19 protein-coding genes and 1 pseudogene are annotated in these 17,549 nt (G+C 36.4%); 12 read left to right on the forward strand and 8 right to left on the reverse strand.

All coding sequences use genetic code 11. From position 1 onward, the window contains the following. The first annotated feature begins 111 nt into the window (after positions 1-111). Positions 112-780: a potassium channel family protein gene (locus tag Q9306_RS10995; protein ID WP_306198244.1), complete on the forward strand. Its 669-nt coding sequence runs from the start codon at positions 112-114 to the stop codon at positions 778-780. A 40-nt stretch (positions 781-820) separates the two neighbouring features. Here the strand turns inward: Q9306_RS10995 and rnjA are convergent, their stop codons facing one another. Both rnjA and Q9306_RS11005 read right to left on the reverse strand, forming a co-directional pair. Then, positions 821-2,488 (reverse strand): ribonuclease J1, encoded by a 1,668-nt coding sequence (gene rnjA / locus Q9306_RS11000; protein WP_306198246.1) that lies wholly within the window; start codon positions 2,486-2,488, stop codon positions 821-823. Between the two features lie 3 nt (positions 2,489-2,491). Then, a complete protein-coding gene (locus Q9306_RS11005) occupies positions 2,492-2,704 on the reverse strand; it encodes a DNA-dependent RNA polymerase subunit epsilon (RefSeq protein ID WP_306198248.1) in 213 nt (70 codons plus the stop codon). Positions 2,705-3,198: 494 nt separating this feature from the next. Between Q9306_RS11005 and Q9306_RS11010 the strand changes: the two genes are divergently transcribed. Then, entirely contained in the window at positions 3,199-3,972 is a 774-nt protein-coding gene (locus Q9306_RS11010; RefSeq protein WP_306198250.1) for a Cof-type HAD-IIB family hydrolase, read from the forward strand. A gap of 105 nt (positions 3,973-4,077) precedes the next feature. Here the strand turns inward: Q9306_RS11010 and def are convergent, their stop codons facing one another. Both def and Q9306_RS11020 read right to left on the reverse strand, forming a co-directional pair. Then, a complete protein-coding gene (def, locus tag Q9306_RS11015) occupies positions 4,078-4,632 on the reverse strand; it encodes a peptide deformylase (protein WP_306198252.1) in 555 nt (184 codons plus the stop codon). 107 nt (positions 4,633-4,739) lie between these two features. Next, positions 4,740-4,820, reverse strand: a pseudogene (locus Q9306_RS11020) (YjcZ family sporulation protein); the annotation flags it as partial. A gap of 585 nt (positions 4,821-5,405) precedes the next feature. Here Q9306_RS11020 and pdhA point away from each other — a divergent pair. The 5 genes from pdhA (at position 5,406) to Q9306_RS11045 (ending at position 10,804) form a co-directional block, all read left to right on the forward strand. Then, complete coding sequence (gene pdhA, locus Q9306_RS11025; RefSeq protein WP_306198254.1) at positions 5,406-6,521, forward strand: pyruvate dehydrogenase E1 component subunit alpha; 1,116 nt, start codon at positions 5,406-5,408, stop codon at positions 6,519-6,521. Between the two features lie 3 nt (positions 6,522-6,524). Continuing rightward, the gene (gene pdhB, locus Q9306_RS11030) at positions 6,525-7,502 is read left to right on the forward strand and encodes a pyruvate dehydrogenase complex E1 component subunit beta (protein WP_306198256.1); all 978 of its coding nucleotides are present in this window, start codon (positions 6,525-6,527) and stop codon (positions 7,500-7,502) included. An 89-nt stretch (positions 7,503-7,591) separates the two neighbouring features. After that, on the forward strand, positions 7,592-8,884 hold the full coding sequence (locus tag Q9306_RS11035; RefSeq protein WP_306198258.1) for a dihydrolipoamide acetyltransferase family protein: 1,293 nt from the start codon (positions 7,592-7,594) through the stop codon (positions 8,882-8,884). 6 nt (positions 8,885-8,890) lie between these two features. Next, positions 8,891-10,303: a dihydrolipoyl dehydrogenase gene (gene lpdA / locus Q9306_RS11040; RefSeq protein ID WP_306198260.1), complete on the forward strand. Its 1,413-nt coding sequence runs from the start codon at positions 8,891-8,893 to the stop codon at positions 10,301-10,303. Positions 10,304-10,570: 267 nt separating this feature from the next. Next, the gene (locus Q9306_RS11045) at positions 10,571-10,804 is read left to right on the forward strand and encodes a hypothetical protein (RefSeq protein WP_306198262.1); all 234 of its coding nucleotides are present in this window, start codon (positions 10,571-10,573) and stop codon (positions 10,802-10,804) included. 188 nt (positions 10,805-10,992) lie between these two features. Here the strand turns inward: Q9306_RS11045 and Q9306_RS11050 are convergent, their stop codons facing one another. Further along, positions 10,993-11,385: a DUF1885 family protein gene (locus Q9306_RS11050; protein WP_306198264.1), complete on the reverse strand. Its 393-nt coding sequence runs from the start codon at positions 11,383-11,385 to the stop codon at positions 10,993-10,995. Positions 11,386-11,516: 131 nt separating this feature from the next. On the opposite strand from Q9306_RS11050, the gene Q9306_RS11055 reads away from it, so the two are divergent. Both Q9306_RS11055 and Q9306_RS11060 read left to right on the forward strand, forming a co-directional pair. Further along, positions 11,517-11,813, forward strand: a complete 297-nt coding sequence (locus tag Q9306_RS11055; protein WP_306198266.1) for a DUF3055 domain-containing protein — start codon at positions 11,517-11,519, stop codon at positions 11,811-11,813. Between the two features lie 198 nt (positions 11,814-12,011). Continuing rightward, positions 12,012-12,143, forward strand: a complete 132-nt coding sequence (locus Q9306_RS11060; RefSeq protein ID WP_020059303.1) for a GapA-binding peptide SR1P — start codon at positions 12,012-12,014, stop codon at positions 12,141-12,143. Positions 12,144-12,174: 31 nt separating this feature from the next. Here Q9306_RS11060 and Q9306_RS11065 read toward each other — a convergent pair whose 3' ends face one another. Together Q9306_RS11065 and Q9306_RS11070 are read right to left on the reverse strand one after the other, a co-directional pair. Further along, positions 12,175-13,005: a protein-glutamine gamma-glutamyltransferase gene (locus Q9306_RS11065; protein WP_306198269.1), complete on the reverse strand. Its 831-nt coding sequence runs from the start codon at positions 13,003-13,005 to the stop codon at positions 12,175-12,177. A 324-nt stretch (positions 13,006-13,329) separates the two neighbouring features. Further along, complete coding sequence (locus tag Q9306_RS11070) at positions 13,330-14,805, reverse strand: aminotransferase class I/II-fold pyridoxal phosphate-dependent enzyme (RefSeq protein ID WP_489670929.1); 1,476 nt, start codon at positions 14,803-14,805, stop codon at positions 13,330-13,332. 479 nt (positions 14,806-15,284) lie between these two features. Between Q9306_RS11070 and Q9306_RS11075 the strand changes: the two genes are divergently transcribed. Then, entirely contained in the window at positions 15,285-15,554 is a 270-nt protein-coding gene (locus Q9306_RS11075) for a UPF0223 family protein (RefSeq protein ID WP_306198273.1), read from the forward strand. A gap of 81 nt (positions 15,555-15,635) precedes the next feature. Here the strand turns inward: Q9306_RS11075 and Q9306_RS11080 are convergent, their stop codons facing one another. Further along, complete coding sequence (locus Q9306_RS11080; RefSeq protein ID WP_306198275.1) at positions 15,636-16,262, reverse strand: YktB family protein; 627 nt, start codon at positions 16,260-16,262, stop codon at positions 15,636-15,638. A gap of 209 nt (positions 16,263-16,471) precedes the next feature. On the opposite strand from Q9306_RS11080, the gene Q9306_RS11085 reads away from it, so the two are divergent. Then, a complete protein-coding gene (locus tag Q9306_RS11085; RefSeq protein ID WP_035429204.1) occupies positions 16,472-16,660 on the forward strand; it encodes a hypothetical protein in 189 nt (62 codons plus the stop codon). An 88-nt stretch (positions 16,661-16,748) separates the two neighbouring features. Then, positions 16,749-17,537 carry an inositol monophosphatase family protein gene (locus Q9306_RS11090; protein ID WP_306198280.1) on the forward strand — a complete coding sequence of 263 codons (789 nt, stop codon included), beginning with the start codon at positions 16,749-16,751 and terminating at the stop codon, positions 17,535-17,537. Positions 17,538-17,549 lie beyond the last annotated feature (12 nt).

Genomic DNA, 17,549 nt, shown 5'->3' on the forward strand with positions numbered 1-17,549 from the left:
AACGTCTTCACATTAAGTTTTTGAAGAATTAAAGAAGATAGGTGGGAGATAAAGAAGCCCCACTGATCAAGATTTCACTTGATACGATTTGATATTACTGGAGGAATTTGTGTGAGCACGAAAGAAAAAGAGTTTGCTGTTATTGGTCTTGGACGATTTGGGGGTAGTATTTGCCGGGAATTAGCGCAATTAGGAATGGAAGTTATGGCGATTGATATGGATGAAGATCGTGTAAATGAGTTTGCAAATATTGCATCTCATGCTGTAATTGCAGATTCTACAGATGAGATGGTATTAAAAAGTCTTGGTATTCGAAACTTTGAGCATGTAGTTATTGCAATTGGGGATAATATTCAATCAAGTATTTTAACAACCCTTATCTTGAAAGAGCTAGGTGTGAAGAATGTTACTGTAAAAGCACAAAATGATTATCATGAAAAAGTTCTTCGTAAAATTGGAGCTGATCAAATTGTTCACCCTGAGCGTGATATGGGAAAAAGAATTGCCAATAATATTGCCTCAAGTAGCGTTTTGGACTATTTAGAGCTTTCCGATGAACATAGTATTGTTGAGATTATTGCGAACGAAAAGATTGATGGTCATTCATTGATTGATTTAGATATTCGTGCAAAGTTTGGATTGAACATTGTAGCAATTAAGCGTGGGAAGGAAGTTCTTGTTTCACCACGTGCGACAGAAAATGTTCAAATGGGAGATATTTTAATTGTAATTGGTCACGATAATGATGTAGACCGCTTCGAAATATTTTTAGCGAAATGAAAAAAGGACAATGCCAGCATAGCGGCATTGCCCTTTTTTGTTAAATTTCCATAATGATTGGTAAAATCATTGGTCGACGTTTCGTTTTTTCGTATAAGAATGGAGCCAATGTATCTGTAATTTCATTTTTGATTTCAGACCACTGTGTCGTTTTGCGCTCCATTACTTTTTCTAAATGAGTTGTAATTAATGTTTGTGCATCGTTAATTAAATCGCTACTTTCGCGCATGTAAACGAATCCGCGAGAAATGATATCTGGACCAGCAGCTACTTTGAAATCCTTCATATCGATGCTAACAACAACGATAACAAGTCCCTCTTCTGAAAGAATACGACGATCGCGAAGTACGATGTTACCGATATCACCGATGCCATTTCCGTCGATATAGACAGAACCAGACGGAATCTTTCCTGCGATTGCTGCTTCATCTTCACGAAGTGCAAGTACATCACCATTATCAATTATGAAGCAATTTTCTTCGGGAATACCGCAATCATTTGCAAGTTTTGCATGCATGCGTTGCATACGATATTCACCGTGAATTGGCATAAAATATTTTGGTTTAATGAGACGTAACATTAGCTTCTGTTCTTCTTGTCCACCGTGCCCACTTGTATGAATATCAGTCAATGGCCCGTGAATGACTTCAGCGCCTGCACGATATAACATGTTGATAGTACGGCTTACACTTACTGTGTTTCCTGGGATTGGAGAAGAAGAAAATACTACAGTATCACCTGGAATAATTTGGATTTGACGGTGTGTACCGTTAGCGATGCGAGATAACGCAGCCATCGGTTCTCCTTGACTCCCTGTACATAAAATAACAACTTTATTTGCTGGTATGCGATTTAGTTGTGATGGTTCAATAATTGTATCTTTCGGACAGCAAATATAGCCAAGGTTTTGTCCGATTTCCATTGCAGCTTCCATACTTCGGCCGAAAACAGCAATTTTTCGATTGTTTGCTACTGCAGCTTCTACAACTTGTTGCAGCCTGTGAATATTAGAAGCAAACGTAGCGAATATAATACGGCCCTCTACTTTACGGAAAATATCCTGGATGCTGTCACCAACGCGGCGCTCAGACATCGTAAAGTGAGGGACTTCGCTATTCGTACTATCAGATAGCAAGCAAAGGACACCTTCTTTTCCGATTTCAGCCATTTTTGTTAAGTTTGCTGGCTCACCAACTGGAGTGAAATCAAATTTGAAATCTCCTGTATGCACAACCTGTCCTTGCGGTGTCTTCACAACGATACCATATGAATCAGGAATACTATGTGTTGTGCGGAAGAAGGAGACGGATGTTTTTTTGAACTTAATTACATCGTCTTCTTTAATTTCATGCAATTGTGCTTTTCGCAGTAATCCGTGCTCTTCTAACTTATTTTTAATTAGTCCAAGTGCTAGTTTCCCACCATAAATTGGAATATTCACTTGGCGTAATAAATAAGGAATCCCACCGATATGATCTTCGTGTCCATGTGTAATAAAGAGCCCTTTAATTTTTTCTTCATTGCGTACGAGATACGTGTAGTCAGGGATCACATAATCAATCCCAAGAAGTTCGTCTTCTGGAAATTTGATTCCAGCGTCAATAATAATAATTTCATCTTGAAATTGAACAGCATATGTATTTTTGCCGATTTCACCGAGTCCGCCAAGTGCGAAAACAGCAGTCTGGTCATTTTTTAAGAATTTCATAAATTAAACGTTCTCCGCTAATTTGAAATCTGCATATTGCTTTTCATATTCAAGATGAGCACCAGTAACAGGCTGGATAAACTCAATATTATATGCGAACTTGTGTAATCTTGTGCGAACTTCTTTTTCAGACTCAGCTTCTAGATATAGCACCTTAGTATTTTCACGTACAGGTACTTCTAGCATTTTTTCTTGATAAAATACTTTAAAAATCATTAAAACAATCTCTCCTTGTCTATGTTTTAGGCTATCTTTTACCTATTATAAAGCAAACGGTTATGATTTTCATGTTTTTTCGAATAAGAGTGAAGAAAAAAGCCCGAAATGGGCATGATTTAAGCAATTGTTTTTTTACGAAGTAAATCGTTCCAATATACTTTTAATTTTTTCTTCAATTTCTTTAGCACGGTTGTCCCTTCCTTTCTTCGCTCAAAACATGCAGATAATCTTATTAGAGTGTGCAAAAAGAATTAAGATTAAAAAATGAACTATCTTGTAAGAAAATAATTCGTTCAACTTATAGTATGAGATAGAATAGAAAAGAAAATGCATATGTTGAACCGTAGTACCGTTTTTATTTCAGTATATGCATAGTTAGGCAGGAAGGTTAGATAAGAAGCGCTTGATTTATCAATATGTTATACTTTTTTAGTGTTTGAAAAAATAGTAAGAGTATAGTTTGAATTGATGAAGTAGAGAGGATTATAGAAATGAATGATAAAATTGTCTTTTTTGATATTGATGGAACATTGCTAGATCATAACAAAGAAATACCAAAGTCCACAAAAGAAGCTGTACGTCGTTTGCAAGAAAAAGGTATACATGTGGCAATTGCAACAGGACGTGCCCCGTTTATGTTTGAAGATATTCGTAAAGAGCTTAACATTCATAACTATGTAAGTTTCAATGGACAATATGTGGTGTTTGAAGATGAAGTTATATATAAAAATCCTCTACACGCTGATGCGTTGCGTGATTTCACGAAATTTTCAGAGCAAGAAGGCTATGCGCTTGTGTACATGAATCATAAAGAAATGAAAGCAACAGTGACATCGCATCATTATGTAACAGAAAGCTTTGCTAGCCTTCATATGGCTCATCCCGCGTTTGAACCTAGTTTTTATGAGGAACGTGACGTATATCAAACGCTTTTATTTTGCAAGGCAGGAGAGGAAGAAAAGTTTATTAACGACTATGCAAAGTTTCATTTTATTCGCTGGCATGCTTACTCTATGGATATTATTCCAATGGGAGGATCGAAAGCGAAAGGGATTGAAAAATTTATCGAAAAGCTTGGATTCACAAGGGAACAAGTGTATGCATTTGGAGACGGATTAAATGATTTAGAAATGATTGAAGCTGTGGGTACAGGAATTGCAATGGGAAATGGGCATGAAGATTTGAAAAGACTTGCGAATTATGTAACTAAAGATGTTGCAGAGGATGGTATACTTCATGGATTGCAGTGGGCAGGATTGTTATAAAGTATAAATATGAGAAGTATTTCAATAAACAGAGTCAGTTTTCACCAACTTCATTGAAAACTGACTCTGTTTATTTTGTTATTTGCACGTCGTAAAAAGTTTGTTTTATCTTTCTAAAGGTGCTGCATTTTCTGGAATCATAAATGGATTATCTTTATTAATATGGTCATAAAACATAACACCATTTAAGTGATCAATCTCATGTTGGAATACAATTGCTGGTAATCCTTTTAAACGTAGTTTGACTTCTTCGCCATCTACTGTTGTCCCTTTTACAGTGATACGAGTGTAACGAGGTACATAGCCAGGGACTTCACGGTCTACGGACAGACATCCTTCTCCCCCTGAAATGTATGTACGTTCAACAGAGTGGCTAATAATTTTTGGATTAAATAAAGCGTAGCTATATAATGTGCCATCTCGATCTGTGACATGAACAGCAATCATTCTTTTAGAAACACCAATTTGCGGTGCGGCTAAACCAATTCCAGGGCGTAAATTATATTTTTCAACCATTTCTGGATTTTGACTGTTAATCACAAATTCGATCATCTTTCGTAATATATGAACATCTTCTTCGCTTGCAGGTAGAGCTATTTCTTCAGCCACTGCTTGTAAAATGGGATTTCCTTCACGAATTACATCATCCATTGTAAGCATATATAATCTCTCCTTTCATTTTTAGTCTACCAAAGGTTATGAAAAAAGTCATGGCAAAGAACAAGACGAACAAACGCCTTGTTCTTTTATAGTTGTTTCATTTTACATTAACAGATGCAGGCAGCACCGACGATAATTAAGAGAATAAATAATACAACGATTAAAGCAAAGCCGTGTCCAAAGCCGCCGCAACCACCACCACCACCATAGCCATACGAAGGATATGCGCAAGTTGAGGGGTAACAAAAAGTATATCCGTACATGTTGTGACCTCCTTTACCATTTCCGCGAATGCTGCGGTTAATATAATGTATGGAGGAAAGGAGAGAAATGTATAGTTATTTGCCTAAAAAGACGAAAGATGCTGTATATTTTTATTAGGATAGGACAAAAGATAAGAGTGAAGTGAAACGTTTACATATTATTCTATGAGCAAAATATCTAGGAAAAGGAAATAATATAACAGGAGGTTTTTGTTCACTAATACAGATAGTATTTTGAAAACTTGTATTTGTTAAGAAAATCTCTGTAACCTTTGAGAAAAATCGAAATCAAAGTGATTGACATGACGATTAGAATAGTTGTAAACTTAAAAACGTGATCAATATTGTATTAATTTGTTTAAATGAAAACATTAGTACAGATTGTTAGGTATACAAATTATTCAATAACTGACGAATGATGCGTCAGTTTTCAAACTTATGCTTTCATTTTAGTGAGATGCTAGTGAAAGCGTTTAAGAATATGGTTCAAGAGAGGAAGAGGTGAACGGAATGGGTACTAAAACAAAAAAGACCCTATTTAATGTTGATGAGCAAATGAAAGCTATCGCAGCTCAATTTGAAACATTACAAATTTTAAATGAAAAAGGCGAAGTTGTGAATGAAGCAGCTATGCCAGAATTAACTGATGAGCAATTAAAAGAATTAATGCGTCGTATGGTTTATACTCGCGTATTAGATCAACGTTCTATTTCTTTAAACCGTCAAGGTCGCTTAGGTTTCTATGCGCCAACAGCTGGACAAGAAGCTTCTCAATTAGCAAGTCATTTTGCTCTTGAAAAAGAAGACTTCATCTTACCAGGATACCGTGATGTTCCACAATTAGTATGGCACGGCTTACCATTATACCAAGCATTCCTATTCTCTCGTGGACATTTCATGGGTAACCAAATGCCTGCGGACGTAAATGCACTTTCTCCACAAATCATTATCGGTGCACAAATCATCCAAACGGCTGGTGTTGCATTAGGTATGAAACTTCGTGGTAAAAAATCTGTTGCAATTACTTACACTGGTGACGGTGGTGCGTCTCAAGGTGACTTCTACGAAGGTATGAACTTTGCAGGTGCATTTAAAGCTCCAGCAATCTTCGTTGTTCAAAACAACCGTTATGCAATTTCTACTCCAGTAGAAAAACAATCTGCAGCAAAAACTGTAGCACAAAAAGCAGTTGCAGCTGGTATTTACGGAATTCAAGTAGACGGTATGGATCCATTAGCTGTATATGCAGCAACTGCTTTTGCTCGTGAGCGCGCAGTAAATGGTGAAGGTCCTACTTTAATTGAAACTTTAACATTCCGTTACGGTCCACATACAATGGCTGGTGATGATCCAACTCGTTACCGTACAAAAGATATCGAAAATGAATGGGAACAAAAAGATCCAATCGTACGTTTCCGTGCATTCTTAGAAAACAAAGGCATCTGGTCTCAAGAAGAAGAAGAAAAAGTAATCGAACAAGCTAAAGAAGACATTAAAGAAGCGATTGCGAAAGCTGACCAAGCTCCAAAACAAAAAGTAACTGATTTAATGGAAATCATGTACGAAAAAATGCCTTTCAACTTAGCTGAACAATATGAAATTTATAAAGAAAAGGAGTCGAAGTAAGCCATGGCTCAAATGACAATGATTCAAGCAATCACTGATGCTTTACGCGTTGAAATGAAAAACGATCCTAACGTACTTGTGTTTGGTGAAGACGTTGGTGTAAACGGCGGTGTATTCCGTGCTACTGAAGGATTACAAGCTGAGTTCGGTGAAGACCGTGTAATGGATACTCCACTTGCAGAGTCTGGTATCGGTGGACTTGCAATCGGTTTAGCATTAGAAGGCTTCCGTCCAGTTCCTGAAATCCAATTCTTCGGTTTCGTATACGAAGTAATTGATTCTATTTCTGGTCAATTGGCTCGTTTACGTTACCGTTCTGGTGGACGTTGGACTGCTCCAGTTACAATTCGTTCTCCATTTGGCGGTGGTGTTCATACACCAGAATTACATGCTGACAGCTTAGAAGGATTAATGACACAACAACCAGGTTTAAAAGTTGTAATTCCATCTACTCCATATGATGCGAAAGGTCTTTTAATTTCTGCAATTCGTGACAACGATCCAGTTGTTTACTTAGAGCATATGAAATTATACCGTTCTTTCCGTCAAGAAGTACCAGAAGGCGAATACACAATTGAAATTGGTAAAGCTGATGTGAAACGTGAAGGTACAGATGTATCTATTATCACTTATGGTGCAATGGTACATGCTGCATTAAAAGCTGCTGAAGAATTAGAAAAAGAAGGTATCTCTTTAGAGGTTGTTGACTTACGTACAGTTCAACCATTAGATATCGAAACAATTATCGCTTCTGTTGAAAAAACAGGCCGCGTTGTTGTAGTTCAAGAAGCTCAAAAACAAGCTGGTATTGCAGCTAACGTTGTAGCGGAAATCAATGACCGTGCAATTTTAAACTTAGAAGCTCCAGTTGTACGTGTTGCAGCTGCTGATACAGTATTCCCATTCTCTCAAGCTGAGAGCGTATGGTTACCAAACCACAAAGATATTGTTGAAGCTGTTAACAAAGTAATGAACTTCTAATTTTAGTTTCATGTGCAAAAGAAGTCAGCACATGCTGATTTCTTTTGCAATTTCTAATAATAATGATATGAATCAGGGGGCTGAATTCCGTGGCATTTGAATTTAAACTACCAGATATCGGTGAAGGTATCCACGAAGGCGAAATCGTAAAATGGTTTATTAAAGTAGGCGATGAAGTAAACGAAGACGATGTACTTCTTGAAGTACAAAATGATAAAGCAGTTGTAGAAATTCCATCTCCAGTTAAAGGGAAAGTACTTGACATTCTTGTAGAAGAAGGTACAGTAGCAGTAGTAGGAGATACTTTAATTAAGTTCGACGCTCCTGGCTATGAAAACCTTAAGTTTAAAGGTGACGATCATGACGACGCTCCAAAAGCTGAAGAAGTAAAAGAAGAAGCTCCAGCAGCGGCAACTACTCCAGCAGCAACTGAAGAAGTAGTTAATGAGCGCGTAATTGCTATGCCATCTGTTCGTAAATATGCACGTGAAAAAGGCGTAGACGTTCGTCTAGTAGCTGGTACTGGTAAAAACGGTCGTATTGTAAAAACTGACATCGATGCATTTGCAAACGGTGGACAAGCAGCGGTAGCACAAACTGACGCTCCAGTAGCAGCAGAAGCTCCAGCAGCAGCAGCGAAAGAAGAAGCTCCAAAAGCACAACCAATTCCAGCTGGTGAATACCCAGAAACTCGTGAGAAAATGAGCGGTATTCGTAAAGCGATTGCAAAAGCAATGGTTAACTCTAAACATACAGCTCCTCACGTAACATTAATGGACGAAGTAGATGTAACAGAACTTGTTGCTCACCGTAAGAAGTTCAAAGCTGTTGCAGCTGACAAAGGTATTAAATTAACTTACCTTCCATACGTTGTAAAAGCGTTAACATCTGCATTACGCGAATACCCAATGCTGAACACTTCTTTAGATGATGCAAATCAAGAAATTGTTCACAAACATTACTTCAATATCGGTATCGCAGCTGATACAGACAAAGGTCTTTTAGTACCAGTTGTTAAAGATACAGATCGCAAATCTATCTTCACAATCTCTAACGAGATCAATGAACTTGCTGGTAAAGCACGTGAAGGTCGCTTAGCTCCAGCAGAGATGAAAGGTGCTTCTTGCACAATTACAAACATTGGTTCTGCAGGTGGACAATGGTTCACTCCAGTTATTAACCACCCAGAAGTAGCAATCCTAGGTATCGGCCGTATTGCTGAGAAACCAGTTGTGAAAAACGGTGAAATCGTTGCAGCTCCAGTATTAGCATTATCTTTAAGCTTTGATCATCGCTTAATCGACGGTGCAACAGCTCAGAAAGCATTAAACCAAATTAAACGTCTATTAAACGACCCACAATTATTAGTAATGGAGGCGTAATAAACAATGGTAGTAGGAGATTTCCCAATTGAATTAGATACAGTCGTTGTTGGTGCAGGTCCTGGTGGATATGTTGCAGCAATTCGTGCAGCACAATTAGGACAAAAAGTAGCTATTATTGAAAAAGCTAACCTTGGTGGTGTTTGCTTAAACGTTGGATGTATTCCTTCTAAAGCGTTAATTAATGCAGGTCATCGTTATGAGAATGCAAAACATTCTGATGACATGGGTATTACTGCAGAAAACGTAAAAGTTGACTTCACAAAAGTTCAAGAATGGAAAAACGGTGTAGTTAAGAAATTAACTGGCGGTGTAGAAGGCCTTCTAAAAGGTAACAAAGTTGAAATCATTCGCGGTGAAGCTTACTTCGTAGATGCAAACACATTACGCGTAATGACTGAAGAAGCAGCACAAACATATACGTTTAAAAATGCTGTTCTTGCAACAGGTTCTACACCAATTGAAATTCCTGGATTCAAATACTCTAAACGCGTACTTAACTCAACTGGTGCATTAAGCTTACCTGAAATTCCGAAAAAACTTGTTGTAATCGGTGGCGGTTACATCGGTATGGAATTAGGTACTGCATATGCAAACTTCGGTACAGAAGTTACTGTATTAGAAGCTGGCGATGAAATTTTAGCTGGTTTTGAAAAAGCAATGAGCCAAGTTGTAAAACGTGCTCTTCAGAAAAAAGGCAACGTAACAATCCATACAAAAGCTATGGCTAAAGGCGTTGAAGAAACTGAAAACGGCGTAAAAGTTAGCTTCGAAGTAAAAGGCGAAGTACAAACTGTAGATGCTGATTATGTATTAGTAACTGTAGGTCGTCGTCCAAATACTCAAGAAATTGGTCTTGAGCAAGTTGGAATTAAAATGACTGACCGCGGCGTAATCGAAATCGATGAGCAATGCCGTACAAACGTATCAAATATCTATGCAATCGGTGACATCGTTCCTGGACCACCATTAGCTCACAAAGCTTCTTACGAAGGTAAAGTAGCGGTAGAAGCAATTAGTGGACATGCATCAGCAATCGATTACATCGGAATTCCAGCAGTATGCTTCACTGATCCAGAATTAGCATCTGTTGGTTACACGAAAAAACAAGCTGAAGAAGCTGGAATGAGTGTAGCTGTATCTAAGTTCCCATTCGCTGCAAACGGTCGTGCGTTATCATTAAACAGCACAGATGGTTTCGTACAACTTGTAACACGTAAAGAAGACGGTCTTCTTGTAGGTGCGCAAGTTGCAGGTGCAGGTGCTTCTGACATTATCTCTGAGATTGGTTTAGCTATCGAAGCTGGAATGACAGCAGAAGACATCGCTCAAACAATCCATGCTCACCCAACATTAGGTGAAATCACAATGGAAGCAGCAGAAGTTGCTCTTGGAATGCCAATTCACATTGTAAAATAATATAAGAAAAATAAAACAACCGTCTCCTAGCTAGTAGGAGGCGGTTGTTTTATTTAGTAAAGAAGTTTGTAACAAATTGTAGGTTTCTTTCTTTTTTAGAAATTAGTACATATATCTGAAATACTGCCATACAAAATAAAAAATGTGATAATTAGCTAAAAAATATAACACTTTGCGTCTTTTATCCGTTTCCTCATATATATGTAATGTTTTCTTTTAGCGCCCATATATTGTAATACAATAGGACGTGTGAAAGGAGGCAACAACATGAAAATAACTTTCGTTGCTTTGTTTCATTTTATTATATGGAGCGGATTTTCCATTGTGTTATTGCTATCAAGTCGCGATAAGTTGCATTACAAAGTACTGCTCTTTTTTGTGTTCTTTTATTTGGCTTATGTTATTGCACATATGATGTTGCACTCCAGAAAAGAGGCAATTTTTTTTACTGTTACAAATAGTTTTCTCTTTTTTATGAGTAAGCTGCTTTTTTTTGTATGAATCCATTTTGATTTTTCGACATATAGATTGCTGCTGTGCAGAAAAGAAGGAGCTTCCACTCGCTTTTTCCCTTTGTTTAAACTTCGCATGTGGCAGGAAAAGGCCCTGACCGCTTCTATGCATGGCCAAATGCTCTTGCCTACCTAAAAAAGATGGTCTATGTCGTTTTTAAATTTGAAATAATATAGTTAACGTTTATAAAAGTACATTGTTCTTCCATTAAAAAGCTGTAATTCTCCTTCTAATTTCTTTGCTAAAAATCTGCAAAATTCATTAGCTTTTCCTTTATCTCCAAATGTTGCAGCAGACGGTAATGTAATTTGTATAAAAAATTGTTCGTTTTCAATTCCTATTCCTACATAAATAGAATGATAGCGTTCATGATTAGATTTCAAACAGAGTGTTGTATCGGAAGTATCAACCATTTCGTATGGAAAGGCAGTGTTTGCGTATGAAAAGCCGAGTTGTTGACCTGTTTGAGCTGTAATTGTTTTATAGTAATGAAATAGTTGTTTAACATCGTCTAAAGAAATAGATTGCTTTTTTGAATTTGGGACGAGTTTAATGAATGCATCTTGCATAATAAACCTCCTAAGGACATAATATATTACTATTTTAACATTGTTGTAAATTTTTTGACAATTAAAAGGAATCTTGTTTGTTTTGTTTAATATATACATTGGAGATAAATCAAGAAGAAAGGAGAGGGACAATGTTTGAAAAATTATATGATGAACATGAAAATACAAAAGTCCGCTTTCTTGGTTTTATGACAAATGAGACACGTTATGATTTTGGTGTGGTGTACACAACTATGTTTTTTGGTAAACCTCTTGTTGTTTGTATGCAGACTGGTCGAGCAACTCTCCTTGGACAGGATGACATTGAAAATGTGCACCATTTACAAGACGTTTTTAAACTAAAGACGAGTGAAGAAGCGAACGATCTTGCGCAGTTTTTTAAGTTTCTATTGCCACCTACTTCTGTGCATGCTGAATATGAGGAATAATTGTGTAAAAGCAGTCGTAATAATAAATATACGACTGCTTATTATTTGTAAATGTTTCATACTAATAAAATGAAAAAATAATTAATGTGTCACAATTAAAACTATTGACGAAAACAGTATAACATATTAAAATAAAGACAGAAAGTTAAGCGGTTACAAAAAATTCTTTGGAATTACAATATTAGGGGGAATTTAAAAATGGGAACTATCGTATGTCAAATTTGTGAAAACACAATTGCGCATTTTGAGGATGAAAAAGTAACAGTATTATACGGAAAATGCGGTTCTAAATGTGAGTGTGAGCATAAAGAACATACTAAAGCCCAATAAATAAAGAAACGCCTGCATGCGCAGGCGTTTTTTAGTGGATTGAAGTCGTGTGACCAATTGTTGCAATAATTGCATCATCTCGAATGGGAATGAGCTCGATTTCTGTTTGCATTTTCTTTGTAGAGGCAAATTTACTCATTATTCGACTATCTATACGTGTTAGAAAATCTGTTAAATATGCTGTTAAAAAAGCGAAAGGAATACGTCGTTGATTGAGTACCTCGATAATTTGACTTTCTGTTTTTACACCGACACCGTGCCCATAAAAAAAGAAATTTCCTAAATAAATTGCATTCTCTCCTTGCCATTCAATTGTTGCTGGGTTCACTTGAGGGTTTTTAAAATAAACAAGGTCACCAGGAACAACTTCTCCTCCCGTTTTTGTAATGAGTTTCAAATTTTTATCATAGTCCCATGTATATAAGTGAAGATTTGCAAATAAACGATTAAATGTTTCCTCATCATAAAATGCTAGCAGTGATTTATAGAAGAGAATAATCATTGCGGTTGCACATTCTGTTCCGTATTTTTTTCCATTTAGAAAAATATCGCGAATAGCAAAAGAGGGTAACACATTAGGGCGAAGTTGAAAACCGCCTAAATGTGTTCTTTCCCAAAACTCGGGATTGCAGTAAGATTGTGCAAATGTACGAAATTGTAGTCCACTATTAAATAACTCTAAAGAAGAAGTAATGATATGAACACGGATATTTATATCAAAATTTAACTCGTATAATGATTGGAAGTTGTATACTTCTTGGTTTCCAGTCATGATTTCTAAAATTTGTTGTTTTTCCGAAAAGAAAGGTTCGTTTTCATTTTTTATATATGGATGTACAATGGAACGGCCAATTACAATCATAAAATCCCACCTATATGTTTACATTCTTTTGGTTTTGTCTTAAAGGGCGGTGAGGCTCTCAGTTTAAATTTTAGGGGAAGTACTACTGAGAGGTGTCTAATTGATTCTCACCTACTAATGTGACCCGTATATGAACGGATCAGAGCTTTTAGTGATTAACAATTCGTAAGAGCTAGGTTTGGCAGGCTTTTCGTCTCATGGAAGTTTCACATTATATCGTATGAATAGGCGAATAAAGGGTGCATAGGAAAAAGAATATGAGGGCCGGAAGAGGAATGTTTGTGAATAAAAAATCCCACTTCAAAGTATGAAGTGGGAAGGTGGTTATTCGCTAATTGCTTTATATTCTTTAATGACACGTAAAGTTTGTAATGTCATATCTTCAGGACCCTGTACTGGTAGTCCTGCTTCTAAGTTCTTTTGGATATAGTCTAAATTTTCTTGTGTAATAATCTCACCAGGAGCGAAAATTGGAATACCTGGTGGATAGACCATAACGAAATCGGCTATAATGCGGCCAGCAGCTTCAGCAAAAGGAACAACTTCTGTTTCAGAATAAAAGGCATCGCGCGGAGATAGCGCAAGCACAGGGATTTCTGGGATATCCACTTGCATTTGTACACCTTTTTCTGCTCTATGTTTAAAGGCAACTGATAAATCATGCAGAGCGTTCACGAGTAAATTTGTTTCATCTTCTGTATCTCCAAGTGTAATAAGACACAGAATGTTATATAAATCGGAAAGCTCAACCTCTATATTATAATGCTCTCTTAACCATAGTTCAGCGTCGTGTCCTGTAATTCCTAATTCTTTTACAGAAATGATAAGTTTTGTTGGATCATACTTAAAAGTTGCATCTGTTCCAAGCAGTTCTTTACCAGGACAATAGAGGTGTTCAATCTCATTTACGCACTTTCGAACATCTTCTGCTAATTGAATGGTTTTTGTAATAAGTTCTCGTCCTTCTGTTGCAAGACGCTTTCTTGCAACGTCAAGTGAAGCTAATAAAATATAAGATGTTGAAGTTGTTGTCAGCATACTAATAATCGATTGAACATGCTTTACGTTTACAAGCCCTTCTTTTACATTCAAAATAGAGCTTTGTGTTAATGAGCCACCTAGTTTGTGAACACTTGTTGCGGCCATATCGGCACCAGCTTGCATTGCTGACATCGGCATTTCATCGTGAAAATGAATATGAACACCGTGGGCTTCATCAACTAGTACCGGTATATTGTAGGAATGAACTAATTTTACAATTTGCTCTAAGTCAGCTGCAAATCCAAAATATGTTGGATTAATGACAAGGAGTCCTTTAGCATCAGGATGTTCTTCAAGCGCTTTTTTTACAGAAGGAATTGTAATTCCGTGTGAAATCCCTAATGTTGGATCAATTTCTGGATGAATAAAAATTGGTTTTGCGCCTGAGAAAATAATCGCTGACATAACAGATTTATGAACGTTACGTGGTACAAGAATTTTATCTCCAGGACCACAAACACTCATCACCATTGTCATAATTGCCCCACTAGTTCCTTGGACAGAAAAAAACGTATGATCAGCGCCGAAAGCCTTTGCTGCTAAATCTTGCGCCTGTTTAATCATACCTTTCGGATGATGTAAATCATCGAGCGGTGCAATATTAATTAAATCAATTGATAATGCATTATGCCCAATAAATTCGCGGAATTCAGGATCCATTCCTTGTCCTTTTTTATGACCTGGGATATGAAATTGGACTGGATTTCGCTTGCTGTGCTCTTTTAAAGCAGTAAACAATGGTGTTTCGTATTGGGACAATTTATACACCCCTTCTTTTTTTTGGTATATTTATTAGTTTTGTTTTATGTTTATCCTGTTAGACTAATCAACAGCAGAAGAGAAATTCTCACTACTATTTGAAGTATCCCTTTATGTTCTATAAAACAAAAGCATTATATCACCTATAGGAGAAGATGTATAGAAAAATAATAATGGTAATTATCGTTTTTTTGTCTGCGGGGTAATGTGTAAAAAATGAATGACTGGGATAATAAAAATTCAAGGGGAGAGTATTAACGAACGGAGCTTGAACAAAATAAGTGGCAGAAAGAGTGAAAGGTATTTTAATTAATGGCTGATATTCCTGCCGAATCCAAGAAAAAAATAGTATCGACTAGATTTTGGATTGTTGAAAAAACTATTAGTGACTAAGCATACAGGTGGAAGTTTCACTTTATCTCGCGTATGATAATGAAGAATAACAAATTAGAGTGAGTTGGACTAGATGAGGTGTTATTATGGAATATCAATATCCAATTAATTATGATTGGTCAACAGAAGAAATGGTTGCAGTAATTAAATTTTATGAAGCGATTGAACAAGCTTATGAAAAAGGGTTGAAAAGAGAAAATCTGATGAGTTTGTATCGTCATTTTAAAGAAATTGTGCCAGGAAAAGCAGAAGAAAAGAAAATCGACAAAGAATTCCAAGAAGTGAGTGGTTACTCCATTTATCGTACAATTCAAAAGGCGAAAAATTTACAAGAAGAAGATATTGTTAAAATGTAAAAATTTTTTGAAAAATGAAAAATGAAGTGTTATAATGGGATAACAACTAAAACGGACAATACAAATATTGTCCGTTTTGCTTTATCGATTACAGATTTTATATAAAGGAAGGAGTGATTGCATCGTTGTTTCAATTTTTTGAGTGAATTGTTCATCAGTAAGATCTTTAAATTCTTCTGGAGAAATGTGAATTCCTACTAATAATTCTGCCTTTTTAACAGTGCCTAATCGTTCAATCATTTTTTGTAGCTCTTCTAATTGAAGAGTGCTATGTAATTTTACATCAGGCTTAGTATGGTCAATGGACCAAACGAAATCATTTGGTATATTTGTCTTTAAATCATTTAAATGCTTTAAAAAGGCATGAGCCGCTTCCATTTTTTGTGGGCACTCATAAATTAAACCAAAGTATATAAAAGCATGTGTCCCCCATAGTCCAATTTGAAAATGTGGTAGCATTTTATATCCGCGTTTATTTGTTGAAAATGCAACCCAAGTATCGTTTGGTGGATTGACTTTACGACGAGCATGTTTCGCGACATGATGGAAAAAAGGTTCACCAGTTTCATTTGTTAAGAAATGAGAAATTTGTTCGCCGAGAGTTTCTAACTTCGGATGAATGTTCGTTTTTATTGCAGCCATTCTTTCTTCTAGACCATCCACAGAGAATACAGTGAAGTCTTTTTCTTTAAAAGTTTTTGATGTCATAGTTGTTCCTCCAACTCCTAGTTTGTTTTTATTCTAACATAGCTAGTACAATTCATAAAAAAAGACGCTTATAAAAAAATTTTAGATAAAAATGCAAATTAGTTGCATAGATGATTTATCCCACATAATATAGTATAAAACAAAAAAATCAGAAAATTGAGTAAATTCAAAGTCGAGGGCAAACGAATATTGGGAGGAGGCAAATGAATATGAGACAGGTAATTAACGCGTTAAAAAGAACGGATGCGGAGAAGAGAATTCCGGTGTTACGTTTAGAGTTAGATTATGAGTTAGCAACGCTATATGATGCAATGATGGAAAATGACGACATGAAAAAAGAAGAGTGTATGAAAAAATTAGAAGTGTTAAGACTTGAAATGATCCGGTTAGAGGCGTAATAATAGTGTATGTATAAAAAATTAGTTGGTGCGAACCTTATAAAGGGTTCGTTTTTTCTGTGAACTGTACAGATCGGAGTGTTTAAATATGCAAGAGGTATGGGAAGAAATTGATGCATACGCAAAACAATGGATAAAAGAAGCGGGGCAGCACCTTGTTTCATCAATGAAGCAGTCTCTTATTATTGAAACGAAGTCAAATGCCTCTGATTTAGTAACGAATATGGATCGAGAAATTGAACAGTTTTTTATTGGGAAAATTAAAGAGACATTTCCTAAACACTATATTCTCGGAGAAGAAGGATATGGCGATGAGCTTGCTTCAACGGATGGAATTTTGTGGTTAATTGATCCGATTGATGGAACGATGAATTTTGTTCATCAAAAGCGAAATTTTGCAATTTCAATTGGCATATATGAGAATGGTATCGGGAAAATTGGTCTCGTATATGATCCAGTTCATGATGAGTTATATCATGCGAAGATGGGTGCTGGAGCATTTTGTAATGATATAAAAATCCCATCATTACAGCCGAGTGAAGTATCTTTAGGAGTTATTGCTGTAAATGCTACGTGGCTTACTGATAATCCTCGTCTTGATATGAGGAAAATGGCACAACTTGTAAAAAAAGCAAGAGGAACACGTTCGTATGGCTGCGCAGCACTTGAAATGGTATATGTAGCAACAGGACGATTAGATGCATATGTAACACCTCGCTTGTCTCCATGGGATTTTGGCGGTGGAAAGATTATTGTAGAAGAGGTTGGAGGAAAAGTAACCACTTTTACTGGAGAATCGCTTGAAATTATTGAGAAGAGCAGCGTTCTCGTTGCAAGACCAGGTGTGTATGAAGAGATGCTGCAATATGTACAGTAGGTGTATAAAATC

Source organism: Bacillus multifaciens, from assembly GCF_030756675.1.
Taxonomy (GTDB): Bacteria; Bacillota; Bacilli; order Bacillales; family Bacillaceae_G; genus Bacillus_A; species Bacillus_A multifaciens.

What these genes read in the sequence shown, in the direction of transcription:
- rnjA (WP_306198246.1), bottom strand. Translation starts at nt 2,488, where the DNA reads ATGAAATTCTTAAAAAATGACCAGACTGCTGTTTTCGCACTTGGCGGA.
- Q9306_RS11005 (WP_306198248.1), bottom strand. Translation starts at nt 2,704, where the DNA reads ATGATTTTTAAAGTATTTTATCAAGAAAAAATGCTAGAAGTACCTGTA.
- Q9306_RS11010 (WP_306198250.1), top strand. Translation starts at nt 3,199, where the DNA reads ATGAATGATAAAATTGTCTTTTTTGATATTGATGGAACATTGCTAGAT.
- def (WP_306198252.1), bottom strand. Translation starts at nt 4,632, where the DNA reads ATGCTTACAATGGATGATGTAATTCGTGAAGGAAATCCCATTTTACAA.
- pdhA (WP_306198254.1), top strand. Translation starts at nt 5,406, where the DNA reads ATGGGTACTAAAACAAAAAAGACCCTATTTAATGTTGATGAGCAAATG.
- pdhB (WP_306198256.1), top strand. Translation starts at nt 6,525, where the DNA reads ATGGCTCAAATGACAATGATTCAAGCAATCACTGATGCTTTACGCGTT.
- lpdA (WP_306198260.1), top strand. Translation starts at nt 8,891, where the DNA reads ATGGTAGTAGGAGATTTCCCAATTGAATTAGATACAGTCGTTGTTGGT.
- Q9306_RS11045 (WP_306198262.1), top strand. Translation starts at nt 10,571, where the DNA reads ATGAAAATAACTTTCGTTGCTTTGTTTCATTTTATTATATGGAGCGGA.
- Q9306_RS11050 (WP_306198264.1), bottom strand. Translation starts at nt 11,385, where the DNA reads ATGCAAGATGCATTCATTAAACTCGTCCCAAATTCAAAAAAGCAATCT.
- Q9306_RS11055 (WP_306198266.1), top strand. Translation starts at nt 11,517, where the DNA reads ATGTTTGAAAAATTATATGATGAACATGAAAATACAAAAGTCCGCTTT.
- Q9306_RS11060 (WP_020059303.1), top strand. Translation starts at nt 12,012, where the DNA reads ATGGGAACTATCGTATGTCAAATTTGTGAAAACACAATTGCGCATTTT.
- Q9306_RS11065 (WP_306198269.1), bottom strand. Translation starts at nt 13,005, where the DNA reads ATGATTGTAATTGGCCGTTCCATTGTACATCCATATATAAAAAATGAA.
- Q9306_RS11075 (WP_306198273.1), top strand. Translation starts at nt 15,285, where the DNA reads ATGGAATATCAATATCCAATTAATTATGATTGGTCAACAGAAGAAATG.
- Q9306_RS11080 (WP_306198275.1), bottom strand. Translation starts at nt 16,262, where the DNA reads ATGACATCAAAAACTTTTAAAGAAAAAGACTTCACTGTATTCTCTGTG.
- Q9306_RS11085 (WP_035429204.1), top strand. Translation starts at nt 16,472, where the DNA reads ATGAGACAGGTAATTAACGCGTTAAAAAGAACGGATGCGGAGAAGAGA.
- Q9306_RS11090 (WP_306198280.1), top strand. Translation starts at nt 16,749, where the DNA reads ATGCAAGAGGTATGGGAAGAAATTGATGCATACGCAAAACAATGGATA.